Origin of the sequence: Nocardioides candidus, from assembly GCF_041321175.1 — a bacterium.
Lineage (GTDB): Bacteria > Actinomycetota > Actinomycetes > Propionibacteriales > Nocardioidaceae > Nocardioides.
This window is the reverse complement of record NZ_JBGGWC010000001.1, coordinates 1,381,626-1,395,472: the sequence shown is the minus strand read 5'-3', so window position 1 is coordinate 1,395,472 and position 13,847 is coordinate 1,381,626. Positions and strand designations below refer to the sequence as shown.

General features: G+C 70.1%; 15 protein-coding genes and 1 other RNA gene. 8 read left to right on the top strand and 8 right to left on the bottom strand.

Going from position 1 to position 13,847, the window contains the following annotated elements:
* Window positions 1-59: 59 nt before the first annotated feature.
* The 5 genes from ssrA to ftsE form a co-directional block, all read right to left on the bottom strand.
* Window positions 60-427, bottom strand: a transfer-messenger RNA (tmRNA) gene (gene ssrA / locus ACAX67_RS06955).
* 58 nt (window positions 428-485) lie between these two features.
* Complete coding sequence (smpB, locus tag ACAX67_RS06950; RefSeq protein ID WP_370703084.1) at window positions 486-986, bottom strand: SsrA-binding protein SmpB; 501 nt, start codon at window positions 984-986, stop codon at window positions 486-488.
* Window positions 987-1,018: 32 nt separating this feature from the next.
* The gene (locus ACAX67_RS06945; protein ID WP_370703083.1) at window positions 1,019-2,308 is read right to left on the bottom strand and encodes a peptidoglycan DD-metalloendopeptidase family protein; all 1,290 of its coding nucleotides are present in this window, start codon (window positions 2,306-2,308) and stop codon (window positions 1,019-1,021) included.
* A gap of 43 nt (window positions 2,309-2,351) precedes the next feature.
* Window positions 2,352-3,290, bottom strand: coding sequence for a permease-like cell division protein FtsX (gene ftsX, locus ACAX67_RS06940; RefSeq protein ID WP_370703082.1), 939 nt, complete (start codon window positions 3,288-3,290; stop codon window positions 2,352-2,354).
* 56 nt (window positions 3,291-3,346) lie between these two features.
* Window positions 3,347-4,075 carry a cell division ATP-binding protein FtsE gene (gene ftsE, locus ACAX67_RS06935; protein ID WP_370703081.1) on the bottom strand — a complete coding sequence of 243 codons (729 nt, stop codon included), beginning with the start codon at window positions 4,073-4,075 and terminating at the stop codon, window positions 3,347-3,349.
* An 84-nt stretch (window positions 4,076-4,159) separates the two neighbouring features.
* Between ftsE and ACAX67_RS06930 the strand changes: the two genes are divergently transcribed.
* On the top strand, window positions 4,160-4,834 hold the full coding sequence (locus tag ACAX67_RS06930) for a hypothetical protein (protein ID WP_370703080.1): 675 nt from the start codon (window positions 4,160-4,162) through the stop codon (window positions 4,832-4,834).
* On the opposite strand, the gene ACAX67_RS06925 is transcribed toward ACAX67_RS06930, so the two are convergent.
* A complete protein-coding gene (locus ACAX67_RS06925; RefSeq protein ID WP_370703079.1) occupies window positions 4,831-5,391 on the bottom strand; it encodes a TetR/AcrR family transcriptional regulator in 561 nt (186 codons plus the stop codon). The two genes, ACAX67_RS06930 and ACAX67_RS06925, sit on opposite strands and share 4 nt — an antisense overlap.
* Window positions 5,392-5,445: 54 nt before the next feature.
* Between ACAX67_RS06925 and ACAX67_RS06920 the strand changes: the two genes are divergently transcribed.
* From ACAX67_RS06920 to ACAX67_RS06900, 5 genes are read left to right on the top strand one after another with little or no spacing between them, the layout of a single operon-like run.
* A complete protein-coding gene (locus ACAX67_RS06920) occupies window positions 5,446-6,708 on the top strand; it encodes an acyl-CoA dehydrogenase family protein (protein ID WP_370703078.1) in 1,263 nt (420 codons plus the stop codon).
* The gene (locus tag ACAX67_RS06915; RefSeq protein WP_370703077.1) at window positions 6,705-7,505 is read left to right on the top strand and encodes an SDR family NAD(P)-dependent oxidoreductase; all 801 of its coding nucleotides are present in this window, start codon (window positions 6,705-6,707) and stop codon (window positions 7,503-7,505) included. The genes ACAX67_RS06920 and ACAX67_RS06915 overlap by 4 nt, the downstream gene beginning before the upstream one ends.
* Window positions 7,502-8,275, top strand: coding sequence for an SDR family oxidoreductase (locus ACAX67_RS06910; protein ID WP_370703076.1), 774 nt, complete (start codon window positions 7,502-7,504; stop codon window positions 8,273-8,275). The genes ACAX67_RS06915 and ACAX67_RS06910 overlap by 4 nt, the downstream gene beginning before the upstream one ends.
* Window positions 8,272-9,348, top strand: coding sequence for a phosphotransferase family protein (locus ACAX67_RS06905; protein WP_370703075.1), 1,077 nt, complete (start codon window positions 8,272-8,274; stop codon window positions 9,346-9,348). Before ACAX67_RS06910 ends, ACAX67_RS06905 begins: the two co-directional genes overlap by 4 nt.
* Window positions 9,345-10,049, top strand: coding sequence for a histidine phosphatase family protein (locus ACAX67_RS06900; RefSeq protein WP_370703074.1), 705 nt, complete (start codon window positions 9,345-9,347; stop codon window positions 10,047-10,049). The genes ACAX67_RS06905 and ACAX67_RS06900 overlap by 4 nt, the downstream gene beginning before the upstream one ends.
* A gap of 25 nt (window positions 10,050-10,074) precedes the next feature.
* On the opposite strand, the gene prfB is transcribed toward ACAX67_RS06900, so the two are convergent.
* Entirely contained in the window at window positions 10,075-11,190 is a 1,116-nt protein-coding gene (gene prfB, locus ACAX67_RS06895) for a peptide chain release factor 2 (protein ID WP_370703073.1), read from the bottom strand.
* Window positions 11,191-11,296: 106 nt separating this feature from the next.
* Between prfB and ACAX67_RS06890 the strand changes: the two genes are divergently transcribed.
* Both ACAX67_RS06890 and ACAX67_RS06885 read left to right on the top strand, forming a co-directional pair.
* Window positions 11,297-12,463, top strand: a complete 1,167-nt coding sequence (locus ACAX67_RS06890) for a lysozyme family protein (RefSeq protein ID WP_370703072.1) — start codon at window positions 11,297-11,299, stop codon at window positions 12,461-12,463.
* Window positions 12,464-12,544: 81 nt separating this feature from the next.
* Window positions 12,545-12,775, top strand: coding sequence for a hypothetical protein (locus ACAX67_RS06885; RefSeq protein ID WP_370703071.1), 231 nt, complete (start codon window positions 12,545-12,547; stop codon window positions 12,773-12,775).
* A 190-nt stretch (window positions 12,776-12,965) separates the two neighbouring features.
* On the opposite strand, the gene ACAX67_RS06880 is transcribed toward ACAX67_RS06885, so the two are convergent.
* Window positions 12,966-13,820: a hypothetical protein gene (locus ACAX67_RS06880; RefSeq protein WP_370703070.1), complete on the bottom strand. Its 855-nt coding sequence runs from the start codon at window positions 13,818-13,820 to the stop codon at window positions 12,966-12,968.
* Window positions 13,821-13,847 lie beyond the last annotated feature (27 nt).

The following is a 13,847-nucleotide window of genomic DNA, read 5'->3' as shown; positions in this document are numbered from 1 at the left end:
CGCACCGCTAGCAGAGAAGGCAGACGCCCCGGCCGGATACCCGGCCGGGGCGTTTGCGTGGGTGGAGCTGGCGGGAATCGAACCCGCGTCCTCGAGCGTCGAACCAGGTCTTCTCCGGGTGCAGTCAGTGCTGTCGTCTTATCGGCCCCGGCGCTCGCACTGACACGTCGCCGACAGGCCTAGTCGGGAAAGAGTCCCGGCCCACCCTCCCGACGGGGGTGTGGCCAGCAAGTCTCCTAGACGACGCCAGGTTCAGGGCCGGAGACGGACGCCCTGACTGACGCTTCGATCACCGATCAGGCGGCGAGAGCGAAGGACTGCTTGTTGTTGGCAGTTATAGGTTTCCAGCGATCGTTTACGAGATGACGCTGGCTCCTCGACCCGCTTCCCCTGGAACTAACGTCCCAAGTCGAAACCGATCAGCCCCTCTTGAGTTGTAGGTCTCGTGACCGTCGCTGCGCGACTTTCCTCGACCAGCGACAAGTCTACCGGCCCTTGAGGTGCCGGCCCAGCTCGCGCTGCTTCTCGCGGTCGAACTCCCGCTCGGCGATCGACTGCCGCTTGTCCCAGGACTTCTTGCCCCTGGCGAGCCCGATCTCGACCTTCGCACGGCCCTTCACGAAGTAGAGCGAGAGCGGAATGACCGTGTGGCCCTTCTCGCTGACCTTGCGCTCGATCTTCTCGATCTCCGCCTTGTGCAGCAGCAGCTTGCGCTTGCGCTTCGCGGCGTGGTTGGTCCAGGAGCCCTGGGAGTACTCCGGGATGTTCACCCCGTGCAGCCACGCCTCGCCGCCGTCGATGTCGACGAAGCCGTCGGCGAGCGTCGCCCGGCCGAGCCGCAGCGACTTCACCTCGGTGCCCTGCAGGACCAGGCCGGCCTCGAAGGTGTCCTCGACGTGGTAGTCGTGGCGCGCCTTCTTGTTGGACGCCACGACCTTGCGCGCGTCGGCGTCCCCCTTTGCCGGAGACTTTCCCTGCTTGGCCATCCGGCCATTCTCCCAGGCGGGCGCAATCAGGTTTACAGGTAGCCCATCGGGTCGACCGGCACGCCGTTCTTCATCACGATGAAGTGCAGGTGGCACCCGGTGGCCCACCCGGTCTCACCGACCTTGCCGACGACCTGCCCGCGGGACACGTGCGCGCCCTCGGAGACGCTGTAGGCGCTCATGTGGTTGTAGACCACGGTGATGTTGGCGCCGTTGACCGTGCCGATCGAGAGGTAGAGGCGGTTGCCGTAGACCTCGTCGTAGTACTCGTTGATCACGGTGCCGGACTCGGCCGCCCACAGGTCGGCGCCGCAGGGGGCGCCGAAGTCGGTGCCGTTGTGCAGGCCCCAGTAGTGGTAGATCGGGTGCTCGCGGTAGCCGAACGGCGAGGTGATCGGCCCGGCCACCGGCACGTGGAGCAGGCCACCCGTCGAGCCGGAGTACGTCGGCGCGGAGCTCTGGTGCTGCTGCGCGAGCCGGAGGATCTGCTGCTTGATGCGCGCCTCGCGGTCCTTGAGCCGCTCCAGCGAGCCGCGGTCGTGCTTGCGGGCCTTGACCGCCGCCTTGCGGGCGTGGTGGGCGCGGTCGACGAGGCGGCGCACGTGGGCGCGCGTGGACTGCGCGTCGCCGTACAGGCCGTGGATGCGGTGCAGGTTGTCGCGGGCGGCCTGCTTCTGCCGCGCGACCTCGTCGCGGGCCTCGCGCACCTGCTCCTTCCAGTCGGCGAGCGCCGCCTCGGCGGCCTCGAAGCTGGTGAGCGCCTGGTCCTCGCGGCCGAGGATCATCGATCCCGCGGTGCCGGCGACGAGCAGCTCCTTCACCGACCCCGACGAGGTGATGGCGTCGAGCATGGCCAGGTCGGCGTTGCCCCTGGTCTCCATCCCGAGGACGGTGCGACGCACCAGCTCGCGCTGGTCGGCGAGCTCGATGCGGGCGTCACGCAGCTCGGCGGCGACCTTGTCGAGCCGGCCTTGTGCGCGCTCGAGGCGGCGGGCCAACCGGCGCTGCAGCGCGCGGGCGTCCTGCAGGTGGGCCCGGACGTTCTGCAGGTGGCGGCGGGCGCCGTTGAGCTCGGCGCGCGCGCGGTCGAGGCGACGCGTCGTGGCCGCCACGCGGTGGCTGGCCTCGTCGAGGTCGCCCTTCGCGCGGTCGATCTGGTGCTCGACCTGGTGCTGCTTGTCGCGCAGCCCGTCCTCGTCGTTCTTGGCCACAGCGTTGGGGGCCGCCAGTCCTCCGACCACGACGGCGCCGGCGACCATCACGGCCAGGCGTCGGGGACGGTGGGACGGAGCGCCGGGGAAGGAGCGCACAGGTGCTGCCAATCTCGTTCGGGGAAGTGAACGCCTCGACGGTAACCGGCGCCGATCAGACTTTGATGTATTTGCGGGTCAGCAGGAGTGTCGGGATCAGGGTGAGCGCCGGCCCCAGGTAGATGATCCCCGGCGGCAGGGTCCCGGTCAGGGTCGCGACATAGTCGTCCCAGCCGATCCACGGCACGAACTGGATGGCTCCCTCGAGCCCGTCCTCGACCGCGAACCTCACGAATGCCGCGAGCGCGCCTGCGGCGAGGCCGACGCCGATCACCGCCGTGACCAGGGACTCGAGGAGGAAGGGCAGGGCGATGTAGAGCGTCGAGGCACCGACCAACCGCATGATGCCGATCTCGCGGCGTCGGGCCATGGCCGCGAGCCGGATCGTGGTCGCCACCTGCAGCACCGAGGCGAGCAGGAGCAGCGCCGCGCCGACCCAGGAGCCGATCTTGAGCGCGTCGATGATCCCGAAGACCGGCTTGAGCTGCTTGCGCTGGTCCTTCACGCCCGCCACGCCGTCGAGGCCGGTGACGGCGCTGATGACGCCCTCGGCCTTCTTCGGGTCCTTGAGGGTGATCCAGTACTGCGGCGGCCAGTCCTCCACGGTGAGGATCGGGTCGGAGCCCTCGAAGTAGGGCTGGTACTCCGGGATCTCCTGCGCCTCCTGGTAGCCCTCCTCCTGGGTCTGGAAGTCGAAGGACTCCACCTCGGGGCTGGCGTTCAGCGCGCGCTCGACCTCCTTGCGCTGCTGGTTGGTGACCGCACCGCCGCCGCAGTTGGGGCTGTCGGAGGGATCGTCGACCACGCACAGGTTGACGAGGATCTGGAGCTCGTTGCCGAGCGCGTCGGCGGTCTTGTCGGCCTGCCGCTGGAGCAGCATCCCGCAGCCCGCGAGCGTGAGGGAGACGAAGAGGGTGATGATGACCGCGACGTGCATCGAGAGGTTGCGTCGCAGGCCCGAGCGGAGCTCGGTGAAGACGTAGCGCAGCTGCATGGTGGGTGTTGCTCTCCTGTGGTCCGGATGAGGTACGGCGGCAGGCGCTCGCGTGCCTAGGCGGAGCCTTCGCGCGGTTCGCCGGGCTCGAAGACCTCGTGCTGGAAGCCGTAGCTGCCGGCCGCCTCGTCACGCACGACCTTGCCGTTCTCGAGCTCGACCACCCGCTTGCGGAACTGGTCGACGATGCCGTGGTCGTGGGTCGCCATCACCACGGTGGTGCCGCGCTGGTTGATGTCCTCGAGGAGGTTCATGATCCCGACCGACGTCTGCGGGTCGAGGTTGCCCGTGGGCTCGTCGGCGATGATGATCATCGGCCGGTTGACGAACGCGCGCGCGATGGCGACACGTTGCTGCTCACCGCCGGAGAGCTCGTCGGGCAGGCGGGAGGCCTTGTCCTTCAGGCCGACGACCTCGAGGGTCTCCGGCACCACGCGGTTGATCTCCTTGCGGGACTTGCCGATCACCTGGAGCGCGAACGCGACGTTCTCGCTCACGGTCTTGTTGGGCAGCAGGCGGAAGTCCTGGAAGACGGTGCCGACCTGGCGGCGCAGCCGCGGCACCTTCCAGCCGGCCATCCGGTTGATCTCCTTGCCGGCGACGTAGACGCGCCCGCTGGTCGGACGCAGCTCGCGCAGCACGAGGCGGAGGGCGGTCGACTTGCCCGACCCGGACTGGCCGACGAAGTAGACGAACTCGCCCTTGTCGATGTCGACCGTCACCCGGTCGAGTGCCGGCGTGCCGGGCCCGGGGTAGTTCTTGGTGACCTTCTCGAAGCGAATCACTGACCAGACGGTACGCGAGAGCGGCAACGGGCCGCCGGACGCCTCCCGGGTGTGTCTGCTCCACCCGGTGTCTAGGGTGATCGGGTGCCGGGTCCCCTGCGATGGTTGCTGCTGGCCGTCCTGGTGACGGTGCTGCCGGTCGCAGCGGGCGTCCTCGTGCTCGACGACGACGAGCCGTCCTCGGCTCCCCCGACGCCGCCGGCTCCGCGCTACGCGTCGACCCCGCTGGCCGACTACGACACCACGACGGTGGCGCTCACCCGCGCCCCCTTCTGCGACCGGCTGCCCGACGACGCCGTCACCGAGGCGATCGGCAAGGTGCGCGACACGACCAGCTACCGCAACGGCCAGCGCGTCGAGATCGCTGCCGGCGTCGACGACGTCGCCCACGAGTACGGCTGCCGGATCATCGGCACGCGCGGCGACGTCCGCGCCTGGGTGTTCGCGCCCCCCGTCACCCCTGCGGGCGCGCGCGACCTGGCGGCGCAGGCCCGGGAGTCCGGCGAGAGCAAGTCGTGCACGCGACCGGCGCAGGCGCCGGCGTACGGCGTCTCGAGCGTCGCCCTCGTCTGCCCCTCCGGCAACCGGCGATGGGCGTCGTTCCGCGGGCTGTTCGGCGACGCCTGGCTCTCCTGCAGCCTGTCGGCGCCGGCCTCGCTCGGCAACGCGGACCTGCTCGACCGGGCGGGCCGGTGGTGCGTCGCCGTGGCCGAGGCGGCCGCCGTGGCGCCGACCCTGCCGGACAGCGCGTCGAGCTAGACCGCGAGCAGCGCGCCGAGGGCGCGGCAGCAGTGCGCGACCTCCTCCTCCAGGTCGACGCGGTCGCCGTGAGGCGTGCCGGACCAGAGCAGCGCCCGGTCCTCCACGTACGCCGTCCAGGCGTGCACGGCCGGCACCTGGTCGTCCGCGAGGCCCATCGCGTCGGCGACGCGACGCGCGACCGACATGCGGTGCGACTCCACACCCTCGCCCCCCAGCGAGATCGGCCCGCTGCCGAAGACGAGCGCGAGGTAGAACCCGCGGCGCCGGTCGATCTGGGCGTAGAACCGCTCGACGAACTGGCGCAGCGCGGTCCCGGCGTCGGCGACCGGGTCGAGGTCGGCATCGGGGGCGATGTTGCGGAGCACGCGGCGGCAGGCGGCTCCCACGACCGCGTCGTAGTAGTCGGTCTTCGTCGGGTAGTAGTGAAAGAGCAGGCCGCGCGAGATGCCGGCCTCGGCGGCGACGTCGTCGATGGAGAGCTCCTGGATGGGCTTCTCGACGAGCATCCGGAGGCCGATCCCCAGCAGCTGGCGCCGCCGGTCGTCCTGGCTCATCCGCGTCCTGGTCACACTATTGAGCATCGCTCAATAGTGTGCGATGGTCAACCCATGGACTTCTCCCCCTCTCCGCGCGCGGCCGAGCTGACCACGCTCGTCAAGGACTTCATCGAGACCGAGGTCGAGCCGGTCGAGGCGGCGTACCACCACGAGATCAAGCGCCGCCGCGACGCGGGGCAGGGCGAGCAGTGGCAGGAGCTCCCCGTGATGAAGGAGCTGCAGGCCAAGGCGCGCGAGCGCGGCCTGTGGAACCTCTTCCTCCCCGCCGGCCACGAAGGGCCCTACGCCGAGAGGTACGGCACCCACGGCGGCGCCGGGCTCAGCAACGTCGACTACGCCCCGATCGCCGAGCTGACCGGACGGTCCTTCATCGCGCCCTACGTGCTCAACTGCAACGCGCCCGACACCGGCAACATGGAGGTGCTGCTGAAGTACGGCAGCCAGGAGCAGAAGGACCGCTGGCTCGAGCCGCTGCTCGAGGGCCGGATCCGCAGCGCCTTCCTCATGACCGAGCCCGGGGTCGCCTCCTCCGACGCGACCAACATGGAGCTCAGCGCCGTCGTCGACAACGACGAGATCGTGCTCAACGGCCGCAAGTGGTTCTCCACCGGCGTCGGCCACCCCGACTGCGAGATCTTCATCGTGATGGGACTGACCGACCCCGAGGCCGACCGCCACCACCGCCACTCGATGGTGCTGGTGCCGCGCGACTCCCCCGGCGTCAAGGTCGAGCGGATGCTCAACACGATGGGCTACTTCGACGAGCCGCACGGCCACGGCGAGGTGTCGCTGACCGACGTCCGCGTGCCGATCGAGAACTTCGTGTCCGGTCCGGGCGAGGCGTTCGCCATCGCCCAGGGCCGGCTCGGCCCCGGCCGGGTGCACCACTGCATGCGGCTGATCGGCCTGGCGGAGAAGGCGCTCGAGCTGGCCTGCCAGCGCGGCACCGACCGGGTCGCCTTCGGCAAGCCGCTGGTCAACCTCGGCGGCAACCGCGAGCGGATCGCCCAGGCCCGCATCGCCATCGAGTCCACCCGCCTCCTCGTGCTCAACGCCGCATGGAAGCTCGACGTCGGCGGCCCCATGAACGCGATCAGCGAGGTGTCGCAGATCAAGGTGGCGGCACCGCGGATGGCGCTCGACGTCATCGACTTCGCCATGCAGCTGCACGGCGGCGGCGGGCTCACCGACGACTTCCCCCTGGCCGCGGCCTGGACCGGCGCGCGCTCGCTGCGCTTCGCCGACGGTCCCGACGAGGTGCACCTGGGCCTCATCGCCCGCATCGAGCTGATGAAGTACGGCGTCTCGCGATGACCGCTGACCGTCGCGTCCTCGTCACGGGCGGCTCGTCGGGGCTGGGCGCAGCGCTCGTCGCCGCGTTCCTCGAGCGCGGCGACCGCGTGCTGATCGCCGACCGCCAGGAGCCGCTCCAGGCGAGTGCCGCCGACTACCTCCGGCTCGACGTGACCTCCGAGGACGACTGGGCCGCGGCTCTCGCGTGGACCACGGAGCACTGGGGCGGTCTCGATGTCCTCGTCAACAACGCCGGCATCGCCAGCGGCGGTCGCATCGACGTCTCCTCGATGGAGGAGTGGCAGCGCGTCATCGACATCAACCTGCTCGGCGTCGTCCGCGGCTGCCGCACCTTCGTGCCCGGCTTCAAGGCGCAGGGCTCGGGCCACATCGTGAACACCGCGTCGCTGGCCGGCCTCGTGCACCCGCCGGGCATGTCGTCGTACACCGCGGTCAAGGCGGGCGTCGTCGCGCTCAGCGAGACGCTCTCCTACGAGCTCGACGCCGACGGCGTGCTCGTGACGGCGGTCTGCCCGGGCTTCTTCCACACCAACCTGGCGAGCTCGATCGACAGCCGCGACGCCGCCGTCGGGCAGATCGCGGCGCGGCTCATCGAGAAGTCGCCCTACACCGCCGAGCAGATCGCCGCCGAGGTGATGAAGGGCATCGACGAGAAGGCGATGGTCGTCGTGCCCGACGAAGCCGCCAGGATGGCCGTGTGGGCGAAGACCCACGAACGCGCCCTCTACGACCAGGAGCAGCGCAGCTTCGCTGCTCGGATCAGGGCCATGAGCGAAGGATCGGAAGGCAGGGCATGACGGGCAGCAAGGGGACCATCCTCATCACGGGCGCGAGCTCGGGACTCGGCGAGGAGATGTCGCGGCAGTTCGCGGCGCTGGGCTACGACCTCGCGCTGTGTGCCCGTCGCACCGAGCGCCTCGAGGCGCTGCGCGCCGAGATCACCGCCGAGCACCCCGGCGTGACGATCGGCGTGAAGGCGCTCGACGTCAACGACGACGACGCGGTGTTCGCGGTGTTCAAGGAGTTCGCCGCGGACTTCGACGGGCTCGACCGGGTGATCATCAACGCGGGCCTGGGCAAGGGCGCACCGCTCGGCACCGGGCGGTACGACGCCAACAAGGCGACCGCGATGACGAACTTCGTCGCGGCGCTCGCCCAGACCGAGGCCGCCATGGAGATCTTCCGGTCGCAGGCGGCCGAGGGCCGGCGGGGGCACCTGGTGATGATCTCGTCGGTCTCCGCCATGCGCGGCATGCGCAAGACGATCACCACCTACGCGGCCACCAAGGCCGGCGTCGCCGCTCTCGCCGAGGGCCTCCTCAACGAGAACGTCAAGGCCAAGGGCATCGACGTCTCGATCATCTACCCCGGCTACATCCGCTCGGAGATGAACGCGAAGGTCGAGCAGAAGGCCAAGTTCATGGTCGACACCGAGACCGGTGTGCGGTCGATGGTCGACGCGATCGAGAAGCGCAAGGAGAAGGCCCTGGTGCCGGCCTGGCCGTGGGTCCCGCTCGGCTTCGCGCTCAAGCACCTGCCGATGCCGGCGGTCCGGAGGCTCATGTGAGCGGCTCCCCCGTCGCCGGCGCAAAGGAGGTCCGCGAGGAGGACGCGTTCGACGTCGCCGCGGTCGATGCCTGGTTGCGCGCGCACGCGGACGCAGCGTCGTGGGGCGACGGGCTGCCCGAGGTGCGGCAGTTCTCCGCGGGTGCGTCCAACCTGACCTACCTGCTGCGCTACCCCGAGCGCGACCTGATCCTGCGCCGGCCGCCCTCCGGGAGCAAGGCCAAGGGCGCCCACGACATGGGGCGGGAGTACCGCATCCAGGCGGCGCTCGCCCCCGTCTTCCCCCACGTCGCCCCGATGGTCGGCCACTGTGCCGACGAGTCCGTCATCGGCTCGGAGTTCTACGTGATGGAGCGGCTGGTCGGGGAGATCCCCGGCAAGGACTTCCACGTGGCGCTCGACGCCGAGCAGGGTCGTGCGCTCTGCCTCAACACCTTCGACCTCCTCGTCGCACTGCACGCCGTCGACCCGGCCGAGGCCGGCCTCGACGTGCTCGACAGGGGGCCCGGCTACGTCGCGCGCCAGGTCGGCGGCTGGTCCTCGCGGTTCCGCAAGGCGCGGACCCCCGACGTGCCCGACCTCGAGCAGGTGATGGGCTGGCTCGACGCGCACCAGCCCGACGACGTACGCCGGTGCCTGATCCACAACGACTTCCGGCTCGACAACATCGTCTACGACGCCGACGACCCGACGACGCCGATCGGCCTCCTCGACTGGGAGATGGCCACGGTCGGCGACCCGCTGATGGACCTGGGCTGCACGATGGCGTACTGGATCCAGGCCGACGACGACGAGCTGCTGCAGCTCACGCGGATGCAGCCGAGCAACGCGCCCGGCATGCTCACCCGCCGCGAGGTCGTCGACTACTACTGCGAGCGGGCGGGGCTCTCCGTCACCGACGAGGAGTGGCTGTTCTACGAGGTGTTCGGCCTGTTCCGGCTGGCCGTCATCGCCCAGCAGATCTACTACCGCTTCTTCCACGGGCAGACGACGAACCCGAAGTTCGCGCCGTTCGGCTTCCTGGTCGACATGCTCGACCAGCGCTGCCGTGCCCTGATCGGTGACCCGGCGTGAAGGTGCTCCACCTGGTGCGGCACGGGCAGGCCTCCTTCGGGAAGCGGGACTACGACGCCCTCTCCGACCTCGGCCACGAGCAGTCGCGGCTGCTGGGCCGGGCGTTCGCGGTGCGCGAGGTCGTGCCCGACGTCGTCATCCGCGGCGAGCTGCGCCGTCACCGCGAGACCGCTGAGGGCATCCTCGCGGGCCTGGCCGACGTGGGCGTGCAGGGCGAGATCCCGGTGATCGTCGACCCCGGCTGGGACGAGTTCGACTTCCAGCACGTCGTCGAGGTGCACAAGCCGCTCTACCGCTCGCGCACGATGATGGTCGCCGACCTGGCCCGCAGCCGGGCGCCGAAGCAGAAGTTCCAGGAGATCTTCGAGGAGGCGACGGCCCGCTGGACCGGGGGTACGGCGGACGGCGACTACCACGAGTCCTTCCCCGCCTTCACCGCGCGGATCCAGGCCTCGCTCACCGCCGCGGCCGGCCGGATGCCGGCGCGCGGCACGGCGGTCGTGGTGACCTCCGGCGGGCCCATCGGCCTCGCCGTCTCGCACCTCCTCGCCGGCGACGCCTCGCTCTGGAGCCGCCTCAACCGGGTCGCCGTGAACACCGCCGTCACGAAGGTGATCAACGGCAGCAGCGGGCTCAGCCTGGCGTCGTACAACGACCACAGCCACGTCGAGCACGACCGACGGATGCTGACCTACCGCTGACGGACGAAGGTCCGGCCGAGGTGGCTCAGGCCTCGGCCTTCTCCGCTCCCCTGCGCCAGCGGATGCCGGCCTCGAGGAAGCCGTCGAGGTCGCCGTCGAACACGGCCTGCGGGTTGCCGGTCTCGTAGCCGGTGCGCAGGTCCTTGACGATCTGGTAGGGGTTGAGCACGTAGTTGCGCATCTGGTCGCCCCAGCTCGCGGCCACGTCGCCCTTCAGGTCCTTCTTGAGCGCAGCCTCCTCGGCCTTCTTCACCGCGAGCAGCTTGGCCTTGAGGACGACCATCGCGGACGCCTTGTTCTGCAGCTGCGACTTCTCGTTCTGGCAGGACACGACGATGCCGGTCGGGATGTGGGTCAGCCGCACCGCGGAGTCGGTGGTGTTGACCGACTGCCCGCCGGGGCCGCCGGAGCGGAAGACGTCGACGCGGATGTCGTTCTCGTCGACCTCGATCTCGTCGGTCTGCTCGAGCACCGGCACGACCTCGACCGCGGCGAACGACGTCTGGCGCCGGCCCTGGTTGTCGAACGGGCTGATCCGGACCAGGCGGTGGGTGCCGGCGTCGACCGAGAGGGTGCCGTAGGCGTAGGGCGCGTGGATCGCGAACTCGGCCGACTTGATGCCGGCCTCCTCGGCGTAGGAGACGTCGTAGACCTCGACGGGGTACTTGTTGCGCTCGGCCCAGCGGGTGTACATCCGCATCAGCATCTCGGCGAAGTCGGCGGCGTCGACCCCGCCCGCGCCGGAGCGGATCGTGACGATCGCCTCGCGCTCGTCGTACTCACCGCTCAGCAGGGTGCGCACCTCGAGGGCCTCGACGGCCTTCTTGATCTTGCCGAGCTCGGTCTCGGACTCGGCCAGGCTGTCGGCGTCGCCCTCCTCCTCGGCGAGCTCGACCATCAACGCGAGGTCGTCGATGCGGCCACGGAGCGCCTCGAAGCGCTCGACCTGGCCCTGGAGCGCGGACAGCCGGCCGGTCACGCGGGTCGCGTTGGCCTGGTCGTCCCAGAGGTCCGGCGCGGCGACCTGGACGCCGAGGTCCTCGATCTCCTTCTTCATGCCAGGCAGGTCGAGAACCTGCTCGATGGTGTGCATCGTCGCAGTCAATTGCTTGATCTCAGTGTCGTACTCGGGGCCTGCCACGTTGATCAGGTTACGGGCCTTCAACCAGGCGGATGAAATCCGGTGATTTCTGTTTGCTGGAGGCGAAGTACGACGCATCATGAGAACTCACACCCGAGGACGGCCGATGACTCCCCGACACCGCAGGCAACCGGTGAAGACCGGTGGCGCCGTACGACGCGCCGTGGTGACCTCGGTGCTGTCCGCGCTCGCCCTCACCTCGGTCACGATCACGGCCGCCGCGGTGACGCTCGCCGACGCCGAGCCGAAGCCGCAGGAGCCGGCCGCCGCGCCGCCGCCGACCACGGCGACGACCAGCGAGGACGACTACTCGCTCGCCCCGCCGGTCGACATCCCGGACGCTCCGATCGGCATCCCCGAGGTGGCGGTCATCTCCGACAACGGCCCCGTCCTGGCCGACATCCCGACCGTGGCCCTCGCGGCCTACCAGCGCGCAGAGTCGGTCCTCAACGGCGCCGACAAGAGCTGCCACCTCGACTGGACGCTCGTCGCGGCCGTCGGGCAGGTGGTCTCGAAGCACGGCGCCAAGGACGGCGGCACGTTCCGCGACGACGGCACCCTGCGGCCCCATCTTCGGGGAGACCCGATCACCGACGACGCGGGGAAGAAGCTCCCCGACAGCGATGCCGGCAAGGTCGACGGCGACAAGCGCTGGGACCGTCCCGTGGGCCCGATGCAGCTCGCTCCCCCGACCTGGGCGGTCATCGGCGTGGACGCCGACGGCGACGGGCGTCGCAACCCCGGCGACATCGACGACGCGTCGCTCGCGGTCGCCGTGCTGCTCTGCTCCGGCGAGGAGGACCTGCAGAAGCGGGCCGACCGGATGGCCGCCGTCGGGCGCATCAACGACGACAAGTCCTTCGTCGAGACGGTGCTCGCTGTCGACCGGGCCTACCAGGACCAGACGGCCGACTCGCTCGCCGCCGACCCGACGATCATCGCCGACTTCCCGACGGACCTCCCGACGGACTTCCCGACCGACCTGCCGACCGAGTCGACCGATCCGACGAGCTCCTCGGCGACGCCGTCGGCCACGCCCTCCGACCTTCCCGGCTCCGAAGGCACCTTCGGACCGACCTGGAGCCCGTCGCCCACGGACACCGGTTCGCCCACGTCGACCGGGACGCCCTCGGACACCCCGACCGACTGCCCCAGCATGTCGGACTCGATGTCACCCAGCGCGACGCCGAGCGACGCGCCGAGCCTCGCCGATCCGTGCGTGACGGACTCGCCGAGCGCGTCGGACTCGGACTCCTCCTCCCCCACGGGCTGACGTCCCCCACAGGTTGACCGCTGCGGGACCCGTGCCCAAAGCCGCGGGCCTCCGCTGGTCGAGGAGGTCGCGCGGCCCCCGTTGGTCGAGGAGGTCGCGCGGCCCCCGTTGGTCGAGGAGGTCGCGCGGCCCCCGTTGGTCGAGGAGGTCGCGCAGCCCCCGTTGGTCGAGGAGGTCGCGCGGCCCCCGTTGGTCGAGGAGGTCGCGCAGCCCCCGTTGGTCGAGGAGGTCGCGCAGCCCCCGTTGGTCGAGGAGGTCGCGCGGCCCCGTTGGTCGAGGAGGTCGCGCAGCGACCGTCACGAGACCCGGTGACGTACCCACCCACCGTCCCCACCGTCGGTGGGCACCGCACCGCGTCTCGATGCGTCGCTCGCTGCGCTCGCTCCTGCTCGAGGACCGCTCGACTGGTCGAGGAGGTCGGCAACCACCTGCGGCGCACCGGCGGCGACGTGTTCCTCGGCCGCCTGGTGACCCCCGAAGGCACCCGACCCCCGGGTTCGAGCTAGTCGAGCCCCCAGTCCTCGATCGTCTGGAGCGTCCAGAAGAGGACGAACGCGCTGATCATCGTGGTCTCGAACCAGAACAGACCGTTGGCCTTGTCCGCCAACCAGAGCGGCACGAAGATCACCGCGCCGAGGATGAGGACCGCGAAGCTGGCCCAGTAGCCGGCCAGGTAGACACCCTCCGACCTCGGTGGCCTCGGCGTGCCCCGAGGCACAGCGAGACGGGGCCACAGCTGCGCGACGATGATGAACGAGATGCCGACGAAGAGACACACCGTGCCCGTGGAGTGCCCGATCTTCTCGACCGTCCGCACGCTCACGTCGGCCGTGTGCCACCAGACGTAGCCGACCCACACGACGGCCGACAGGACGGTAGCGGCGACGACCGACCGGAGGTTCGGCTGTCCGTGCCCTTCCTCGATGACGACGCGGCAGACCCAGAACGCCGCGGCCAGCACCGTGATCCCGATGACGAGGGTGAGCACGTTGTTGTTGAGCGCCGCACTGAGCTGCTCGGACGTCGGCTCGTTGCTCCTGCTGCACTTCTCGAAGTCCGAATCGTCAGCGATGGTCTTGAGCGGGGTCGGCACGAGGGCGAGCGCGAACGCGCCGACGCCCGCCAGGTTGAGCGCGGTGTCTGCGCGGGTCGTCGAGGCCTTGAAGACGACCAGCGCCGTCCCGATCGCACACAGGGCAGCGACGAAGACCGCTCGGGCCGGCGTGTAGTAGTAGGCGCTGATCGACCCCAGCCAACAACGCGGCTGGGTGCTGAAGATCTGGATGATCACCGCCGTCGCGAGGACGAGGCCGAGAAGGGGCATCGACAGCCGCAGGTAGCGGTAGGTCGATCGCATCTCGCTTTCCAATGATGACGCCACGGG

Bases quoted from the DNA above. Each gene is read 5' to 3' on its own strand.
- smpB (WP_370703084.1), bottom strand. From the start codon at position 986: ATGGCCAAGCAGGGAAAGTCTCCGGCAAAGGGGGACGCCGACGCGCGC.
- ftsX (WP_370703082.1), bottom strand. From the start codon at position 3,290: ATGCAGCTGCGCTACGTCTTCACCGAGCTCCGCTCGGGCCTGCGACGC.
- ACAX67_RS06925 (WP_370703079.1), bottom strand. From the start codon at position 5,391: ATGAGCCAGGACGACCGGCGGCGCCAGCTGCTGGGGATCGGCCTCCGG.
- ACAX67_RS06920 (WP_370703078.1), top strand. From the start codon at position 5,446: ATGGACTTCTCCCCCTCTCCGCGCGCGGCCGAGCTGACCACGCTCGTC.
- ACAX67_RS06915 (WP_370703077.1), top strand. From the start codon at position 6,705: ATGACCGCTGACCGTCGCGTCCTCGTCACGGGCGGCTCGTCGGGGCTG.
- ACAX67_RS06910 (WP_370703076.1), top strand. From the start codon at position 7,502: ATGACGGGCAGCAAGGGGACCATCCTCATCACGGGCGCGAGCTCGGGA.
- ACAX67_RS06890 (WP_370703072.1), top strand. From the start codon at position 11,297: ATGACTCCCCGACACCGCAGGCAACCGGTGAAGACCGGTGGCGCCGTA.
- ACAX67_RS06880 (WP_370703070.1), bottom strand. From the start codon at position 13,820: ATGCGATCGACCTACCGCTACCTGCGGCTGTCGATGCCCCTTCTCGGC.